At 34.5% G+C, this 18655-nt stretch carries 17 protein-coding genes; 6 read left to right on the top strand and 11 right to left on the bottom strand.

The features are described from left to right. The first annotated feature begins 54 nt into the window (after positions 1-54). Positions 55-1047, top strand: a complete 993-nt coding sequence (locus QYS48_RS05645; protein ID WP_308357880.1) for a hypothetical protein — start codon at positions 55-57, stop codon at positions 1045-1047. Between the two features lie 116 nt (positions 1048-1163). Continuing rightward, positions 1164-2768, top strand: coding sequence for a hypothetical protein (locus QYS48_RS05640; RefSeq protein WP_308357879.1), 1605 nt, complete (start codon positions 1164-1166; stop codon positions 2766-2768). 116 nt (positions 2769-2884) lie between these two features. On the opposite strand, the gene QYS48_RS05635 is transcribed toward QYS48_RS05640, so the two are convergent. From QYS48_RS05635 to uvrB, 7 genes are all read right to left on the bottom strand, one after another. Continuing rightward, positions 2885-4240 carry a hypothetical protein gene (locus tag QYS48_RS05635; protein WP_308357878.1) on the bottom strand — a complete coding sequence of 452 codons (1356 nt, stop codon included), beginning with the start codon at positions 4238-4240 and terminating at the stop codon, positions 2885-2887. Between the two features lie 346 nt (positions 4241-4586). Further along, a complete protein-coding gene (locus QYS48_RS05630; RefSeq protein ID WP_308357877.1) occupies positions 4587-5063 on the bottom strand; it encodes a Dps family protein in 477 nt (158 codons plus the stop codon). A 201-nt stretch (positions 5064-5264) separates the two neighbouring features. Continuing rightward, positions 5265-5633, bottom strand: a complete 369-nt coding sequence (locus tag QYS48_RS05625; protein ID WP_308357876.1) for a transcriptional regulator — start codon at positions 5631-5633, stop codon at positions 5265-5267. A 10-nt stretch (positions 5634-5643) separates the two neighbouring features. Continuing rightward, complete coding sequence (locus QYS48_RS05620; protein ID WP_302103181.1) at positions 5644-5940, bottom strand: type II toxin-antitoxin system HigB family toxin; 297 nt, start codon at positions 5938-5940, stop codon at positions 5644-5646. A 307-nt stretch (positions 5941-6247) separates the two neighbouring features. Continuing rightward, positions 6248-7429 (bottom strand): hypothetical protein, encoded by a 1182-nt coding sequence (locus QYS48_RS05615; RefSeq protein WP_308357875.1) that lies wholly within the window; start codon positions 7427-7429, stop codon positions 6248-6250. Between the two features lie 299 nt (positions 7430-7728). Beyond that, positions 7729-8499 carry a S1/P1 nuclease gene (locus QYS48_RS05610; protein WP_302103183.1) on the bottom strand — a complete coding sequence of 257 codons (771 nt, stop codon included), beginning with the start codon at positions 8497-8499 and terminating at the stop codon, positions 7729-7731. 78 nt (positions 8500-8577) lie between these two features. After that, complete coding sequence (gene uvrB, locus QYS48_RS05605; protein ID WP_308357874.1) at positions 8578-10602, bottom strand: excinuclease ABC subunit UvrB; 2025 nt, start codon at positions 10600-10602, stop codon at positions 8578-8580. 221 nt (positions 10603-10823) lie between these two features. Between uvrB and QYS48_RS05600 the strand changes: the two genes are divergently transcribed. Beyond that, positions 10824-11213 carry a DUF302 domain-containing protein gene (locus tag QYS48_RS05600; RefSeq protein ID WP_302103184.1) on the top strand — a complete coding sequence of 130 codons (390 nt, stop codon included), beginning with the start codon at positions 10824-10826 and terminating at the stop codon, positions 11211-11213. Between the two features lie 39 nt (positions 11214-11252). Here QYS48_RS05600 and QYS48_RS05595 read toward each other — a convergent pair whose 3' ends face one another. The 4 genes from QYS48_RS05595 to mutY form a co-directional block, all read right to left on the bottom strand. Next, positions 11253-12215 (bottom strand): CNNM domain-containing protein, encoded by a 963-nt coding sequence (locus QYS48_RS05595; protein WP_308357873.1) that lies wholly within the window; start codon positions 12213-12215, stop codon positions 11253-11255. Positions 12216-12245: 30 nt separating this feature from the next. After that, on the bottom strand, positions 12246-13568 hold the full coding sequence (gene gldE, locus QYS48_RS05590; RefSeq protein ID WP_308357872.1) for a gliding motility-associated protein GldE: 1323 nt from the start codon (positions 13566-13568) through the stop codon (positions 12246-12248). An 18-nt stretch (positions 13569-13586) separates the two neighbouring features. Further along, complete coding sequence (locus QYS48_RS05585) at positions 13587-14039, bottom strand: single-stranded DNA-binding protein (protein WP_308357871.1); 453 nt, start codon at positions 14037-14039, stop codon at positions 13587-13589. Positions 14040-14143: 104 nt separating this feature from the next. Next, complete coding sequence (gene mutY, locus QYS48_RS05580) at positions 14144-15190, bottom strand: A/G-specific adenine glycosylase (RefSeq protein ID WP_308357870.1); 1047 nt, start codon at positions 15188-15190, stop codon at positions 14144-14146. Positions 15191-15365: 175 nt separating this feature from the next. Here mutY and QYS48_RS05575 point away from each other — a divergent pair, with 175 nt between their 5' ends. The 3 genes from QYS48_RS05575 (at position 15366) to QYS48_RS05565 (ending at position 18314) form a co-directional block, all read left to right on the top strand. Continuing rightward, positions 15366-15722, top strand: a complete 357-nt coding sequence (locus QYS48_RS05575) for an HU family DNA-binding protein (RefSeq protein WP_302128033.1) — start codon at positions 15366-15368, stop codon at positions 15720-15722. 8 nt (positions 15723-15730) lie between these two features. After that, positions 15731-16567, top strand: a complete 837-nt coding sequence (locus tag QYS48_RS05570) for a tetratricopeptide repeat protein (RefSeq protein ID WP_302103189.1) — start codon at positions 15731-15733, stop codon at positions 16565-16567. Positions 16568-16760: 193 nt separating this feature from the next. Further along, positions 16761-18314, top strand: coding sequence for an Rne/Rng family ribonuclease (locus QYS48_RS05565; RefSeq protein ID WP_308357869.1), 1554 nt, complete (start codon positions 16761-16763; stop codon positions 18312-18314). The last annotated feature ends 341 nt before the right edge of the window (positions 18315-18655 follow it).

Genomic DNA, 18655 nt, shown 5'->3' with positions numbered 1-18655 from the left:
ATTTCTCAACTAATTTCCTTTATGTTTATACAGCTTTACTGAAAAATCATTGTAATGATATTATTGAAAAGAATTCTAATTGGATTATTAATACTTCTCATAGCAGGGGCTATAGGTGGCTTTTTCTATTTCAAGAATAAATTCATGAGTGCTCCTCCCAATAGACTTACTTTAACTAATCTAAATATACCTTTTGAATTTACTTGGCAGGGAGGAGAGATTAACGGAAAATATGAGCCCTATTTAGCTATGTATGTTCCTGTACAAATCCCTGGAGTCAATCGTCCATTTCATATGCAATTCGATGTTGGAGCACATTCTACGGTACTTTATTATAATAGAGTATTATCCATCAACGAGAAGTTCGGGGAGATTTTCAAATTTGATACCTTAGACAATCGTTTATATGCTTCTGATGTAGAATTAAAAGTAGGCTCAGTAGATCTTAAAGCAAGTGCTATTGGGTTCCGAGGCAAAACATCTGACATCGACTGGTCAGATAGTAACGCTATCATCAAAATAGGAACAGTTGGATCAGACTTCATGGAGAGGTATCCTCTCATCATGGATTTCAAGAAGCAGGAAATCACCCTGGCCGAAAAAATTCCAGATAACTTAGAAAAAGAGGCGGAATTTTTACCCTTCACTTTTGATGGCCGAAAAATATTTCTTTCAGCTAATTTGAATGGTGAGCCAGTCAGCTTATGGTACGATTCAGGTTCAAGCGCATTTGAGTTGATTGTGGAGGAAAGTACTTTTTGGGAATTAGCAGAGCCAGAAGCCACTCGATTTACTTTTACAGGAAATTCTTGGGGTAATGCTATCAGTATACATAATATTGAAAGTAATGGTGAGTTTGAATTTGGCAGTGTAAAAGTCCCTTTGACTTTTGTAACCTACATTGATTGGCCTAATAAACTCCAGGCATTCATTATGAAAGCTGCTAACATGGGTGGTGATTTAGGAGGGATGACTGGAAACAAATTGTTTTTTAAAAAAAAATTGATCTTAGACGCTCCTAATTTACGTTATGCGGTAGTGAAGTAACAGCTTACCCCCTATTACAAAAATTCAAAGCTTAAGACTTGCTCTAAATCATTAATTGCAGCTATTATTTCTGGTAATGCCGATTTTCAGTATATTCAAACTAAAATCAGGATGTCATGCAAAAGATACTAATCGCGATACTTTTATTTGCTTGTGCTAATCTTGCCTTTGCGCAGAAACGTAAGCTTCCGCCTAATATTTCTACCTGGAATTATAATGAATACGCACCAAAGTTGACGGCAGATGGTCGAACTCTCATTTTTCTATCCGATTATACAGACTCAGGTGAACCTGAATTAGTAATTAGCTCTGCTGTAGGTAATAATTGGACTAGCCCCAAAGAGGTGAATATTCTGAATGAAGATTTGGTGCCTTTTGGTTCATATAATATATCGTATGATGGCGAGCAACTTTTCTATTCTTCGAAAAAAGGCCCTAAAATTGGAGGTTATGATATTCTATTTCAGACTAAAGAAGGCAATGGCTGGTCTACACCCGTTAATCCTGGAAAACCGCTTAATTCTACATTATTGGAAATGGATCCTACCTTATCGGCTGATGGTAAAACAATGTACTTCAGTAGGTGTGAAACCTTAGACCCAGAAGGTGGGAATTGTAGAATTTTTGCTTCAGAGTATTTGGGTAATAACTATTGGAAAGAACCAGAGGAAATAGAGTTGGACTTGGCCTCATCCTCTTTTGTGAATCCTGTTATTTTACCCGATAATAAAACGCTTTATTTTGCTGCTTTAAACAGCAGTGGTGATTATGACTTTTATATGAGTCGTAAAGAAAATGATAGCTGGAGCAAGCCAGTACCCATGGACTTTATCAATACTGAAGCTCACGATCGCTATATGGGCGTTACGGCTTTGGGTAATGTGGCCTATACTCATCAGAAAGATGAGCGTGGATACGATTTGATTATGGTGAAAGTGCCAGAAGAGTTTCAACCGGCTAAAGTGTATTATCTGGAAGGAACAGTAACTAATTTGCCAGATAAGGCTCTGGTAAGAGCCACCGATCTTGAGACAGGAGATGAATTGGCAAGGCTAATACTTGATCCTGCTGAGGAAAAGACTTTTGGCATCTATTTACCAGAAGGTCATAAAGTTGATTTTTATATTGAAACCAAAGAATCAGGCTATGGATACTATAGTGAATTCTTAGATCTTGAAGACTTAAGCAGCTCTAAAAAGGTAGTTAAAGATATCAAATTGCCTATTCTGAAAGCTGGAGAACAATACCCGATTGGAATTAGCTTTGAAGAGTTTTCAGAAGACTTTGATGCAGGAGCTGAGGAAGAGTTGGCCAGGTTGATTACGCTTATGAAGCAAAATCGTGATTTTCAATTTAATATTTCAGTATATCAAAAAAGTGTAAGTGAATCGGAGCAATATGTGGATAGTTTGCCCGAAACTCGCTTTGATACAATAATGGTTAAAATAGAACAGCCGGAAATGGATAGCACTTTAATGAGTGATACCACCAATATTGAAGTTGATAGTTCATCAATTATGCAAGAAAGCAGGGAAGAAATTGTGACCATTTACCATAATGATTTAACGCCAAAACGGGCGGAGGCGATCAAAACCTATTTATTAGATAAGGGTGTACCTGAAAGCATGTTTACGGTAAGTGGTGAAGGGGCTCATCCTGAATTACAATATTCAGAAAAAGAGAAAGCAAGAAATGCGAAAGTAGTGCTGAAATTGGAGTGATGATTATTACTTAATTATATTTAATGAAAATATAAAACTGGCTCAAGAATGTAGCTGAGCCAGTTGGTAAAATTATTCTGTAAGTGAATTATCTAAATTCTTTGTCAATATAGTTTTTAACTAGGCTGATTAAGGATCCAATTTAAAATGGGGTCGTCTCCCTGCATGTATTCAGTGAAACTTAATTTGATTTCTTGATCCACAGCTAAGCTTTTTGCAGGAACTCCATAGAAATAATTAACCCAGAATGATTTGCCAAAGGTAAATTCATTATCCTTCCAATCATGTTCTGCATCAGAATCGTAAATGTTTATACCTGAATTGGGTAATTGATAAGAATCATTTTCAGCCCAGAATTTTAAATTATCGCCCACTTCTTCACCCACTATAACAATTTTTTCTTCTGCATAGTATTTAATTCGAGCAGCCGTAACTAGTCCTGCGGAAAAGGTCTTATTACTTGTAATTAGATATATTTTTTTGTTAGAATCAATAATTTTTGGAGGTTTAGTAGCCAAGTCTACTGGGATGATGTAGTTACCACCTGTGAAGTATCTTAAATCCATGATTACATTATAATCAGTTTTTGTTTCTAGTACTTCTAAAAAGTCTTCAATCTTATCTTCAAAGTCATCTGCTTGATTCCAATAACCATTAATACTAAAATAAGCTGATTTAGTAGAGTCAATAAAATGATAAAATACACCTTCTTGCATTTTATCTAAATAGAGAGGTTTCTGGATGTTGGGATTCAATGCATAATGCCAACCACTATCAGCAGGATCAGGGTAAAGATCTGACCAATTTTCATAATACTTTTTCTTCATTTCTTTAGTTGTGAAAGTGGCTTTCAGGGTGTCTTTATCTTTTAATAAGGTAAGTGTCATACTATTTTTTTCAGATAAGCCAATGCCATGCAGTATTTCCGGACTACATAAATAATTAGAGGCTTTATAGCTTCTCCATCTGTCTATTCCAGAAAGATAGGGCTTCAATTTTTCTTCAACATCTTCAATAGTTAGGTCGTTGATTTTTAGAACTTTTGCGCCCAAATAAGGAGTTGATGCGCTGTCCGTCTTAACGATATGCACTCCATCTGAAAACTTATAGAACCTCAGAGGTACTTTAGCCATAAAATGAAGAGGAATTACGGTGTGGCCATTGTTGGCCATGCTAACACATCTGGAAAATTTTAATATCAGTTCATTATCATCTAAAGATTCAACTTGCTGTTTTAATTGATCTAATATGCTTTGGCATTTCTCTAAAGAGTCTTCAGGGAAGGTGTTGGATTCCTGCAAGTAAACATTTTCAAAATAAGCAATATCATCGAGCCATTGCTGCTTTCGTGATTTGATTTCTTTTTGCTCGCTGCATCCAATCAGGATAGTTAATAAAATAAATAATAAGCCTAGGTTGTATAGTTTTCTGATGTCCATTAGTTCTATTCTTAAAATGATTGATTGCTTCAAAACTCAGACTTTTAATATAAAACTAATAATTTTTATGACTGAACTATAGAATTTAGAGGCTGTAGTGTAGAGTTCGGGGGATGGAATGGTTTATTCAAAATGTACTTAAAGCCAAGTACTACATACGGACAAGAAACAGCATAAAAATTATGCGCATATCGTTTTTGACTAAAAAAATATGCGTGATTAAAAATTTCAATCACGCATATCAAATTTTCAAACTGCGCATATATGCGTGATGTAAAATGACTACGCATAAAATACAGCATTTTACTTTTTAATTTAATGCTCTAGCTGAGGGGAGTCGTGCAATGGACTATAAGGCCGTCTGCTTGTTTTATTCCTTTTATTTATTCAAGAATGAAGAATACATCCATACTAATTTTTCTTGTTCCCGAATATAGTCACTCATTAATGCATTGGTTCCTTCGTCATCCGCATCTGAAGATATAGAAAGTAATTCTCGCTGAAGTACTATTATTGTTTGAAATGAATCTAAAATATCTCCGACAGCCTTTACTCCGTCACTAACTTGTTCACTTTCACTTATTTTTGAAGTAGTTCGATAATCCGCATAATTATGCTTTGGCGTATGACCTAAAGTTAAAATTCGCTCTGCAACTTCGTCAATTTTCAAAAGCAAGTCATTATACAATTCCTCAAATTTCACGTGTAGTTCAAAGAATTTTTCACCCTTGATATTCCAGTGATATCCCCGAGTATTTTGGTAAAATATAGAGTAGTTCGCTAATAGTTCATTAAGTTTTTCGGCTAAATGTTTTGCTTTGTTTTTGTCAAGTCCGATTTTGTTTGTGTTGTCCATTTTTATTTTTCAATAAAGTTATAATCTTTTTTTAAAATAGTCTGTAGCATAAATCACAAAACAGAGTTTGTTTAACTGGTTCTAGAACTGTATCATATTGTATCCAGCTTTTCACTTAAATTAGGAGGCTGCTGTACATATACTGTTTGAACTTTCGGAAATAGAGGACAAGACAGGCCGTCTTCTCGATTGCCAACTATATTATTTTATTAGCTTGTAGTCGTTTATTAGAATTTGCGCTGATAGATTTAATCTTAAAGCAAGGCTGCGAACCATATCAACAGTCAACTTTTTCTTTCGATTAAGAATTTCAGACACTCTACTTTTTCCACCAATTACACCGACTAAATCCTTCTGTTTCAAATTCATCTCCTCCATTCTAATTTTAATTGCTTCAATGGGGTCTGGAGCATCTATCGGGTAATGTTTTTTTTCGTAATCATCAATAAGAAGTCCTAGAATATCAGCCTCATCACTTTCTGGAGTTCCTATTTTAGCATCAAAGATTTCTTCAAGTCTGTTGAGGGCCTCTTGATATTCGACATCTGTTTTTATAAGCTTTAGTGTCATAATTATCTATTTAAATGTTGTTAGCATCAATTTTATCGTATTCGGCATGCGTTCCAATAAAGCGGATAAATATCCACTGCTTTTCAAAATTGAACTTTACTACAAGTCTGTATGAATTTCCTTTGATGTTAAATACAACTCGTTCGTCTTTTAGTATACTAGCATTTGCATAAGTGTTTTTCACGTCATTCGGGGTTTTCCACTGACTGTTAATAGCTGTATCATACCATGTTTTGAGATATTGTTCAGAGTCAGCATGTTTGTCCCAAAATTCTCTTAAGGTTCTTTTAGCAAATATTCTATCCATTTAAAAACATCATAATTACAACGAAGATACAAAATTAGTTCTTAAAAAGAGAACTTTTCTCACGAGATTTTGACAAGCAAAACATTTGTTTTTTGAAAGCTGAATTGAAACATTTGGCTTCTTATGTTCCCGAAATACAAAGTAGTAAGATCATAACCTAATAGGGGTATTTCATTTTACAGATCATTGTTGGCAACGCTCACCTAAAATGAGTATGCGTCCCAGTTGCTAGATGTACTAAGACTTCTGGTTTGTATTGTTCTTTCAAATGGCTCAGTTCGCATATTCATTTTAGTGTTTGTTATGTTTATTTCCCTATCCTGAATACGATCGAACCTGAGATTTCGATTCCACCAAGTCTCATTAAATTGGCTAAATCTTGTTGGCTAGATGATTCCTCTCCGCTTTGCCATATTGAATTCTGTGGATCGACTGGAATTCCATATCCTATGTTGACGAAGAAAAGTTTGTTGTAATGTTCAATTTTATAGCCCCCTCTCAAAAAAAAAGCTTGATCTGGTTCGACTTTGTATTTACCTGTTCCATCACTTGTTGAAACTTCTAAACCAGACAGACCTGAACTGTAAATAAAATTAGTTCCTACAAATGGGCTAGAGCCTTGATCCTTAAAGAAATATCTAGTGCCAATTCCTGTCCTTAACCCAGAAAAACTGAACCCTAATCCTGCGTTTAAGTCCAAGTTCGGTGTTATTAGATAGCTGTACTCTACTCCAAATCCGTAAGGTGCCCCCCAACCTCCGGTAAATCCAATTCCTTGCTTTGGATTGTATTCATATTCAGTCTTATCAAAAGTCAAAAATTTCGATTGAGAAGCATAGAGTACATTAGAATTCAATTGAAAATAACTTCCCTGTTTATTTGCTAAATCAATGAAGAGACGTTTAGATAACTTTTTTCCAGCATTGGTAAAGGTTTGAACTAATCCGGTTGGTCTAAATGTGCCTTGCAAAAAGGCAGTTAATTTCATTTTATCGGCAGATACTGTTTTGAGATTTTTATCAATGACCTGATAATCAATTTGATGAACAATCTTCGTGTGGAGGTTAAGTCCCATGGACATGAACATTCTATATCTAGTAATGTGCGCTATGTATGCGACATTGTACTTTTCAAATAAGTCCTCAATCTCTTTTTTATTTGATAAGCTCTCAATTCCGTAGTATTCCTTTGATTTCTTAGTGTTCAAGGTGGAATATTTGTTAGATGAAAGCAAATCAATATCTGAATCACTTCCCTTGACATACTCGAACTCTTGACTTACTGAAGCCATTGCGTTTATCAAGCTGGATCGATACAGGTCATCTACTTTTTCAACAGTAGTGGAATTTTTCTTGGCTAGTTTTTCAATAGGTTTCCATTCGGATAGGAAATTATTATCGGAGAAGCCAACAAGTAATACTTTTTCTTGAGCATTAACCATTAACAGGTTCGCAAAGAACAAGGCTAGTAAAGTGATTTTTTTTAACATATCTGATTAATTATTAAACATAACAATTGTGCAAACGCTATTATTGCGTTTATATAGTATTGGCACTAATTGAACGGATTTTTTATTGTATTCATATCAGTGCTCAAAAAAATAGAATATATACATCCATTAATGACAATATATCTTTTATATCATTCATCACAACTCAAAAAATAATAGAAATAGGTTCTGGTTGTACATGAACTGATACTATAAATGTAATGAAATTCCTGGCGATTAAAAAAGGCTTGAGATGTATCGTTTCTCAAGCCTTTTTAAGTGTTGTGATTTGATTTTTATCAACCGTAAATTTCATTTAGTAAACCTGCTAATCGGATGCCGGCTTTCATTAATTGTTCTTGAACTCCATCCCAATTTTTGTACATATACTCATAACCTAAGTACATATCTTCAGGTAATGTATATACTTGGTCTCTCATTCCCATGGCTTCTTTATACCAATCATCAATAGTAGCGCTTTGCAATGCTTCTACTTCTTCTTTTGTAGTGATGTTTACGGCTTCCGCTAATTCAGTATAGCTAAAAGCTTTTGAATCAATCATTTCACTATCCCACACTCGGTGTAAATTTGAATTTTTACCAAACCATTTTAGCTTCACAGCATTGCCCCCTATATCTTCACCTGTCCCCACGTGCAATGGTTGATGAATATCACCTACTAAGTGAATTAAGATTTTCAGTTGGTTCTGCTCTTCCTGTGCACTTAAATTCCCTGCTTTGAGGTTTTTAACGATCTCTTTTATTTTCATAATTGCATCGCCATCAGGATTTTTTTCTGTCTCCTCATAAGTCAAGCCATTTGGAATAGTTACATAGTGCCAAGGCTTCATAAAATCATATTTATCCTCAGACTTAATATTGTCCATCCATACACTAGCCACCGCCATGGATTGACGATTCAGGATGTCATTCACCCTTTTTGATACTTTCTTTTTTAGGTAAAAAGAAGCAACTTCACCCACTACTCTATGACCTGTTTGTCCCCAGGCTAAAGCTTGTGATATTGAAAAAATGCTTAAAATAAATACGCTAATAATTCTAATTTTCATATGATTTCAATTTCTATTTGCTCGTAATTAAACCGATCTAAATTTGTGCAAATATAATCTTTTAGTATTTCCAAAAGGTTATTTTTTGTCTTTGAGTTTCTGAAGTTCCTGCCATTCGTCTCTCAATCGGGCTGCTTCCATGAAATCAAGATCCTTAGCCGCTTTCTCCATTTTCTTTTTAGTAGCGGTAATCATTTTAGTTAAAGCTTCTTTATCCATGTATTGAACCACCGGATCGGCCGCCACTGAAGTTTCTTCAGCACCCGCATAATATTTGTCCTGAGAAGTTTTCTTAGAATCTACTGCAACGGTTTGTCCTAAAATACTTTCTCTTGATTTAAATACCGTTTTAGGGGTGATGCCGTGCTCCTCATTATAGGCTTTTTGAATAACCCTTCTTCTGTTGGTTTCATCAATGGCTTGCTGCATGGAATCCGTCATTTTATCAGCATACATGATTACTTTACCTTTTTCATTTCTTGCCGCACGACCAATAGTCTGAACTAATGATCTTTGATTTCTTAAGAAACCTTCCTTATCAGCATCCAATATAGCTACTAATGAAACTTCTGGTAAATCTAATCCTTCACGAAGGAGGTTAACGCCTACTAAAACGTCAAACTCGCCTAGTCTTAAATCTCTTAAGATTTCAACTCTATCCAAAGTGTCAACTTCTGAATGGATGTAGCGGGATTTAATGCCCGCTCTTCCTAGGAATTTATGCAGTTCCTCTGCCATTCTTTTGGTCAAAGTAGTGCATAATACTCTTTCATTTAATTTTACTCTTTCATCAATTTCCTCTAATAGGTCATCAATTTGATTTCCACTAGGGCGCACATCAATTTCAGGGTCTAATAATCCTGTTGGCCTAATGACTTGTTCCACCACAGCCCCTTCAGTTTGTCTTAATTCATATTCTGCTGGGGTAGCACTCACAAAAACCGTTTGTCCCATCAGATTCTCAAACTCATCAAATTTTAGAGGACGGTTGTCCATGGCTGAAGGTAATCGATAACCATAATCAACCAGGTTAATTTTTCTTGCACGATCCCCACCATACATAGCCCTAACTTGAGGCACCGTAACATGGCTTTCATCAATCACCATCATATAATCATCGGGGAAATAATCTAAAAGGCAGAAAGGCCTTGACCCAGGTGTTCTTCTATCAAAGTAGCGAGAGTAGTTCTCCACTCCAGAGCAATAGCCTAGTTCCCGCATCATTTCAATATCAAATTCAGTTCTTTCTTGAAGTCTTTTGGCTTCCAGGAATCTACCATCACGCTCAAAGAATTTTATTTGAGCTACCATGTCATCCTGAATTTCCTTTATCGCTTGATTTAGAACATCTTTTCCAGTTACAAATAAGTTAGCAGGGAATATGCTAATCATGCGTTCATCCGAAATCTTTTTACCCGTTTCAGGATCAATTCGTTGGATCGATTCGATTTCATCTCCCCAGAACATTATGCGATAGGCGAAATCAGCGTAGGCTACAAATATATCAACTGTATCACCTTTTACTCTAAATGTTCCTCGTTTGAATTCAGCAGTTGTTCTGTTGTATAAGATGTCTACAAAAGCAAAAAGCAGTTGGTTTCGGGCTACTTTATCACCTTGCTGTAGTCGGATAATATTTTTGCCGAATTCATCTGGATTCCCAATACCGTAAATGCAGGATACTGAAGCGACTACAATTACATCTCTTCTACCTGAAAGCAAAGCTGAGGTAGCACTCAGTCTTAACTTTTCAATTTCCTCATTAATGGATAAATCCTTTTCAATATAGAGGTTACTAGAAGGAATAAAGGCTTCCGGCTGATAGTAATCATAATAGGAAATAAAGTATTCAACCGCATTCTCAGGGAAGAACTGTTTAAATTCTCCATATAGCTGGGCGGCTAAGGTCTTATTATGACTCAGTATTAAAGTGGGCTTTTGTGTTCTTTCAATAAGGTTGGCTATACTAAATGTCTTTCCAGAACCGGTAACTCCTAAAAGAATCTGATTCTGTTCCCCTTCTTCAATGCCTTTTTGAAGCTCAGCTATAGCTTTAGGCTGATCTCCAGTCGGCTTATAATCACTGATGATTTTAAAATCCATACAAACAACAAACGTAAAGACTGGAAAATGTTTGAGAACAAATATACTATGATTTCACTAGTAGCAACTGATTTATACAATTCAATTCTGTAAATCAGGACTTTAATGAATGAAGTATGTAACAAGAATTACAGAAAGAGGCTTCAAAATCACATTTAAACCCTATAGCTAATCTTTCAATTATTGCAGACGTAGACTAAAGTGAATCAAATAAAAAACGTATGAATTACTATAACTCTACTATAATTAAAGGTAAAAATTTTAAGCAGGTAAGAGAGGAAGTTGAGGCTGCTTTAAAGGAAGAAGGTTTTGGGATATTAACTGAAATTGACTTTCAAGCAACTATGAAAAAGAAGTTAGATAAAGAATATTTACCACACCTTATTTTAGGTGCTTGCAATCCCGGTTATGCTGATAAAGTCGTTTCATTAGAACCGCATGTAAGTACTTTATTGCCTTGCAATGTAACCCTAAGAGAATTAGAAAATGGTGATGTGGAGGTTAGTGCTATTGATCCTTCTGCAGCCATGTCAGTAGTGGAGAATGAAGAACTGGTTCAATATGCTGAAGAAGTAAATAATATGCTGAAAAAAGCTATCAATAGCTTATAATAAAATTTTAAGAAAGGGAGAATTTCTCCTTTTCTTAACTTAATCAAATTCATCCTCTATATCCCCTACAATAGTTTCTACTAAATTTTCTAATGTAATCATCCCAACCACTGAATCATTTGACTTAACAAAAGAAATGTGAAATCTATTTTCATTCATACTTTTCAATAAGTTTATGATAGGGGTATTCTCATCAATAAATATAATTGGCCTAATAAATTCGGTCAGTCTAGATTCTTCTTTTTCATTTAATGCAATTTCTTTGAAGTTTATATAGCCATATACATCCTCAATTGAATTCGTTCTGCTTATAGGATATCGCGTATGTTTGTGCTCAGCTGCCAATTGATAATATTGATCAAAACTGATATTTTCTCTAAAATAAATGATCTCTTCTGCTGGGAGCATAATTTCTCTTACAGGTCTTTTCTTAAGGGTAGAAGTATTGATAATGATGTTTTCCTGATTGGTGTCAATCACCTTTTCCATCTTAGCCATTTTAGTAATGGTTCGAATATCATCTAAGCTGTAGGGGGTGCTTTTCTTCTTATTACCTACCAAAAGCCGAGTAAAAGCTTGAGTCACCACAATTAATGGATGCAATACCTTGATGATAAATTTTAAAGGCAAGGCCATTTTTTTAGAGATCGCATTTGACTTGTTTACGCCTATCACCTTTGGGATAATTTCAGTACCAAATAGAATCACTACAGTGAAGATGATGGAAAATACCCAGATGTATTTATCTCCGTAAATTTTATCAAAAGCACTACCCGCAATAGTAGCGCCTCCTGTATGGGCAATTGTATTTAAAATTAAAATAGCAGAGATGGGCCGATCAATGTTCGATTTTAGCTTATGCATAATCTCAGCATATCGCATTCCCTTCTGCTTGTCTGTTTCAATCTTAACCTTATCAAGGCTTAGAAGGACTGCTTCTGCCATGGAACATAAAAAGGAGACAAAAACAGCTACAAAGGTGCTTAGTATAAAAATAAGCATGATTTATTCTTTTGATTTCAGAATTAACTACTAGTTCTTAGTAAATACTCTAACTCGTTTAATTCTTTTTTGATCTACTGCTACTACGGTGAAGGTGAAATTTTTGTATTTAATTTTTTCTCCTGTTCGTGGTAATTTGCTGTTCAGCTCAAGTAATAAGCCTCCAAGGGACTCGCTTTCACCTTTAACTTCATCAAATACGTTTACTTCCTCATTTATTATTTTACAGAAGTCATTTAATGAGGTTCTTCCTTCAAAAATGTAGGTATAATCGTCTAATTTATTGTAGGCTACATCAACATCTTCATCAAACTCATCATTAATTTCACCGACTATCTCTTCAATTACATCCTCAAGCGTGATTAATCCAGAGGTGCCGCCATATTCATCTACAACTATGGCCATGTGCACTCTTTTCTCTTGGAAATCCTTCAACAGGCTATCAACCTTTTTCGATTCTGGTACGAAAAAGCCAGGTCTTAGAAGCTTTTGCCATTCAAAGTCTTCTTCTTTTTCTATATAAGGCAGTAAATCTTTAACATATAGGATGCCTTCAATTTTGTCTATCGTATCGCAATAAACTGGGATTCTACTAAAACCGCTTTTATTGATTTGATCCATCAACTTGTGGTAATCATCTTCAATATCAAAAGCCGTAATGTCTAATCGAGAACGCATAACCTGTCTTACGGATAAGGTTCCGAAGTTTACAATCCCTTTTAAAATTCCTTTTTCCTCTTCTGTGGTATCTTTATCAGCCGTAATTTCTAGTGCATGATGAAGTTCATCTAAAGAAACACTAAATCCTTTTTGCTCAACTCTCTTTTCTATGATATTACTAATGCTCATTAAAGAGATAGATAATGGACTGAATATCTTCGCTGAGAAATTCAAAGCTAAGGACATGCGAGTCGCAAAACTTAAGTTGTTTTGATTTGCATAAACCTTTGGCACAATTTCACCATAAAATACAATCAGAAAAGTAATGATGGCCGTTAGAGAAACAACTAATAAACCTTCTGTTTCTTTTGTTCCTACTATTTCCCAAGTAACATAGGTTGAAAGGGTGACGATGGCTACATTTATAAAATTGTTGAGAATTAATATAGTAGCTAAAAGTCGCTTAGGGTTTTTAAGTAATTCAAGTATAGTTTGCTGTTTGGGTGATGAGCTAACTTTACATTTAGCCAAATCTTCATGCGATAATGAGAAAAAGGCCACCTCAGAGCCAGAAACAAGTGCAGACATTAAAAGTAAAAACATCATCAATAAAATATTGATGATGTAAAACCAATGATTGCCACTTTCGGCTAAGCTCGTTAATATAAGTATACTAGGGAAAGGGTCTTCCAATTTTGTCTCTTAATTTAATTAAAATGGTAAATCGTCCATTTCACTATTAGTATCAGGTGTTTGACTAGCCGCAGGTGCTGCTGCTTGGCTCTGTCCCTGATTTCCTTCATAGCCTGAAGACTGACCACCGCCATCACTTTTCTTGTTTCCAAGCATGGTCATCTGATCACCTACTACTTCAGTAGTGTAACGAGTAACGCCATCTTTTTCCCAAGATCTTGTTCTCAATTTACCTTCTATATATACGCTGTCACCTTTTTTCAAATATTTTTCGGCAACTTCTGCCAAACCTCTCCATAATACAATATTATGCCATTCGGTTTGATCTACTCTTTCGCCAGAGTTTCTATCTTTATATGATTCAGTAGTAGCGATTGAAAAATTTGCAACGGCAGCACCGTTATCTAAATGTCTTACTTCTGGGTCTTTTCCCAAATTGCCAATCAAAATGACTTTGTTTACTCCTGCCATAAATTCATAAAGTTTAGGTTCAAAATTACTGTTAATAGTTGAGCTATGTTGCTTAGAAATGGAAAAAAATTTCTTGAGCAATAAAACTTCAATTATAAATTTACCTAAATATTTCTACTAGACAAATAATTCTCAATCAATCTAGGCTTAGGTAATTCCTCAATTTCATCCTGTGTATAATACACCAAATCATTATCATGTAGCGTATTATCAGTTTTTTTGTTTAGCTCTATAAATACTGCCTCCAATTTTTGATGACTTAATATATGTTGATACGCATCTGAGATTTCAATTATCTGAACATCCTGATGTAAATTTTGAATTTTCGATATGATATCGTTCATATCTAAAGCCTTTTCAGTTTCAATTAATTCAAAATCAAATAATCCTTGCCAAATATCCTGTGGACCTCTTTTCTTCATGGCAATTTTATTCTCATTTTGCCATATCAAGTAGTACAGATATCTACGTTTTACCTTTATTTTTTTCTTTTTAACAGGAAGTTCTGCTTGTATATTATTGATTCTTGCCTCACAGCCTTCGGCTATTGGGCATTCACTGCAGTTAGGGCTTTTAGGAGAACATACGGTGGCTCCTAATTCCATCATGGCTTGATTATAATCAGCGGGATGCTTTTCAGGAATTAAGTCTTCACTAACTTCAAAAAACTTTTTAAACGTTTTAGGTTGCGCAATATCATCCGTGATGTTAAAATAACGCGCTAAAACTCTAAATACATTGCCATCCACTACAGGAGTAGCCTCTCCAAATGCAAAGGATGCAATTGCAGCGGCAGTGTACTTACCAACCCCTTTAAGTTTCAATAATTCACTGTAGGTATTTGGAAATTTTCCATCGAATTGCTCTACCACCATTTTTGCACAAGCATGTAAGTTCCGTGCTCTAGAATAATATCCTAATCCTTGCCACAATCTCATGACCTCATCTTCTGGCGCATTTGCTAAATCAAATACATTAGGGTATTTCGCAATGAATTTTTCATAATAAGGTAAACCTTGAATTACCCGAGTTTGCTGCAAGATAATTTCCGATAACCAAATTTTATAGGGGTCAGAAGTGTTCCTCCAGGGCAGATCTCTTTTATGGTTTTGATACCAATTAATTATAAGATTTGAAAAGCTTTCAGTCATGAGAATGCAAATATGGACAAACAAATGTTAAAATCTAAAGATTTTATATTCTGTTCAATTCAATTCTTATTTCTGTAAAATATTGAATGTTAAAAGGTTAAATGTTAGAATATGTGCTTAAGCTTACATATCTTTAAAAGATTTTACTTTTAAATTCAAAAATGTAAGTTTACCTTTGCAGACCCAAATTGAAAGGGAGAAATTTTTTAACAATTTTAAAATACAAGGAAGCGTGACTAAAGCAGACGTTATATCAGAAATTTCTGAAAAAACAGGTATAGACAAAGCAGATGTAACCGCTACAGTAGAAGCATTTTTCTCTGTTGTGAAGGATTCAATGGCTGAAGGTGAGAATATCTATGTGAGAGGTTTTGGAAGTTTTGTTAATAAAAAGAGAGCTAAGAAAATTGCTCGTAACATTTCCAAAAACACTGCTATTGTCATCGATGAGCATTTTGTGCCAAGTTTCAAACCATCAAAGGTTTTTGTTGAGAAGATCAAAAGCTCAAATAAAGTAACTGAAGAGGTATAAGCTATTCAATGTTGAAGTCCAGAATCATATTATTAGTAGTTGCAATTACATTAGTAGTGGTGATATTTACTCTGCCTAAAGTAGTGGTGGATAATGAAAATGAAAGTATTGAATCTGGTACTCAAACTTCTGAAGAAAATACAGCAGAAACATTAGATTCTAGTCCTTCTTCGTCAGAATCATTAACGGATTCGCATTCAGGAACTATTCCTGCTGAATTTAGGAATACAATCTCCAGATTAAGAAATAGTTATTTGAAGGCTGAAAGTCAGGAAAATAGTGTTATCTTTGCAGATTCTTTAGCTGCGATATTCACAGATCTTAATAGATTCGATAGTGCAGCTAAATATATTGAGTTATCTAGACAGGATAACGAAGTAATAGGGAATGCCTATTATGAAGCTTTTAGTTTTGCAGCTGATGTTGATAAAGCAAATCGTTTAGCATTAAAGACAAGAGAGTATCTTCAAAAGGTATTAGAAGAATCTCCAGATAACAATAGTGCTAAAATAAAGATTGCTATGACTTACGTTTCATCAGATAATCCGATGAGGGGTATTTCTATGCTGTTAGAGGTTATAGAAGAAGAACCTAATAATGAAGAAGCATTATTTAACTTGGGGATTTTATCTGTTCAATCAGGTCAATATGACAAAGCAATTGATAGGTTTGAGACACTTTTAAGTCAAAATCCTGACAATTTGCAAGCTAAATTTTATATGGCATTGAGTTTGATGAATAGCGGTCAGAAAGCAAAAGCTAAAGAGCTATTTACAGAAATTAAAAATACAAGTAATGATGAACAGTTGTTGGCAGCTGTTGAGAGTTACTTAAATGGATTATAATATTATTGTTTAACAAAAAATTTTAAAGTTATGCCTTGCGGTAAAAAAAGAAAAAGACATAAGATTTCAACTCATAAGAGAAAGAAAAGACTAAGAAAAAACAGACACAAGAATAAGAAGTAATTTTCATTACTTCTTATTGTCTTGTTATCACAAGACATTTTTTTAGTTTTTCACTTAAACTTATGGAGCTTTGAGCAATGAATTAATTATTAATTCAACTCAAAATGGCAGTCGTATTGCCCTTCTTAATGATAGGAATCTGATTGAGATTCATTATGACAATAAAGAAGAGCAATTTAGTGTGGGTGATATTTATCTGGGCAACGTTCGCAAAGTTATGCAGGGGCTTAATGCTGCGTTTGTGGATGTTGGATATGAAAAAGATGCATTTCTTCATTATCATGATCTAGGGCCCAAAGTAAACTCACTTTTAAAATATACTAAATTTGCCACTACTCGTAATAACACCTCCTATAAATTAGGTAAATTTAAGTTAGAGCCTGAGATAGATAAATTAGGAAAGATATCTCAGGTTTTATCTAAAAATAAGCAGGTGTTGGTTCAGGTTATTAAAGAACCTATCTCTACGAAAGGGCCAAGACTATCATGCGAGTTGTCGCTAGCAGGAAGGTATTTGGTATTAGTACCATTTGCTAATGGAATAAGCATATCTAAAAAGATATCAACGAGTGAGGAACGTAAAAGACTCACTAGATTAATTTCTTCAATTAAGCCAGAAAATTTTGGCGTAATAATCCGTACTGTAGCTGAAGGAAAGGAAGTAGCTGAACTCGATACTGATCTAAGGAATTTATTAGAAACCTGGGAAAAAGGAGTTAAGAAACTTAAAACTGCCAAACCAAAAGATAAAATCATTGGTGAAGTAGGAAGAGCGTCCTCTATTCTCAGAGATATGATGAATGAGACCTTTGATAGCATTCATGTTGATGATGAGGAAACATTCAAAGAGATTCAATCCTACATTCAGAAAATTGATCCTAGCAAGGAGAAAATTCTGAAGCTTTATTCAGGACGCAATAAGATTTTTGAACATTTCGGTATTGAAAGGCAACTAAAATCCTTATTTGGTCAATCGGTTAATATCAAAGGTGGTGGCTATTTAATTATTGAGCATACTGAGGCACTGCATGTTGTTGATGTAAACAGTGGGAATAAATCAAATAGTGAAGAAAGTCAAGAAGATACTGCATTAAATACAAACTTAGAGGCAGCTAAGGAAGTAGCTCGACAGCTACGTTTGAGAGATATGGGTGGAATTATTGTGGTGGATTTCATTGATATGAAGAATCCTGACAATAAAAAACTTCTTTTTAAGAAAATGAAGGAGTTTATGGAGACTGATCGCTCAAAACATACTGTTTTGCCTTTATCTAAATTTGGTTTAATGCAAATTACTCGTCAAAGAGTAAGGCCCGAACTTAATATTGTTACTAAGGAAGTATGTCCTACTTGTAATGGCACAGGAAAAATTACAGCTTCGATCTTAGTATCGGATAAGATTGAGCAAGATTTAGATTATTTATTAACCAAGCAAAATGAAAAATCTTTAAGCCTAGCTATACATCCTTTTCTGTATTCATATTATACAAAAGGGCTCATTTCATTACGTGTAAAATGGTTCTTTAAATATGGTAAATGGATTAAACTTATTCAGGATAGTTCTTTAGCATTAACAGAATATCATTTTATGAATGCAAATGAGGAGATAATAGAGATGGGATAACGAATAAAATATTGCATTATACTAATAGCCCGCACAAATATTTTTGTGTGGGCTATTTTTTTTAATATAACATCAAACTGAATACAGCAATAGCCTAAGATTTTTTTGCATAATAAAATTATGTCTAAATTTAAGTTGTATTGGATATTTTGTATATGGCTTTTTTTTCCGGCTGGTCTTTTAAGAATTGTAAAAAACTAAGTTTTTTAATTGTTCTTATATTTTTTCGCCTTTCTATTCTCAGTTCTTTTGCATCAGCGCAATCGCTAGATTCGGCAAATTTCAAACTAAGTGATTCACTAATTTTCAATGATTTTGATGGTTCTAATTATAGAGCTAGC

The organism is Marivirga arenosa (assembly GCF_030503895.2).
GTDB lineage: Bacteria > Bacteroidota > Bacteroidia > Cytophagales > Cyclobacteriaceae > Marivirga > Marivirga arenosa.
This window is presented reverse-complemented; position numbering and strand designations above follow the sequence as displayed.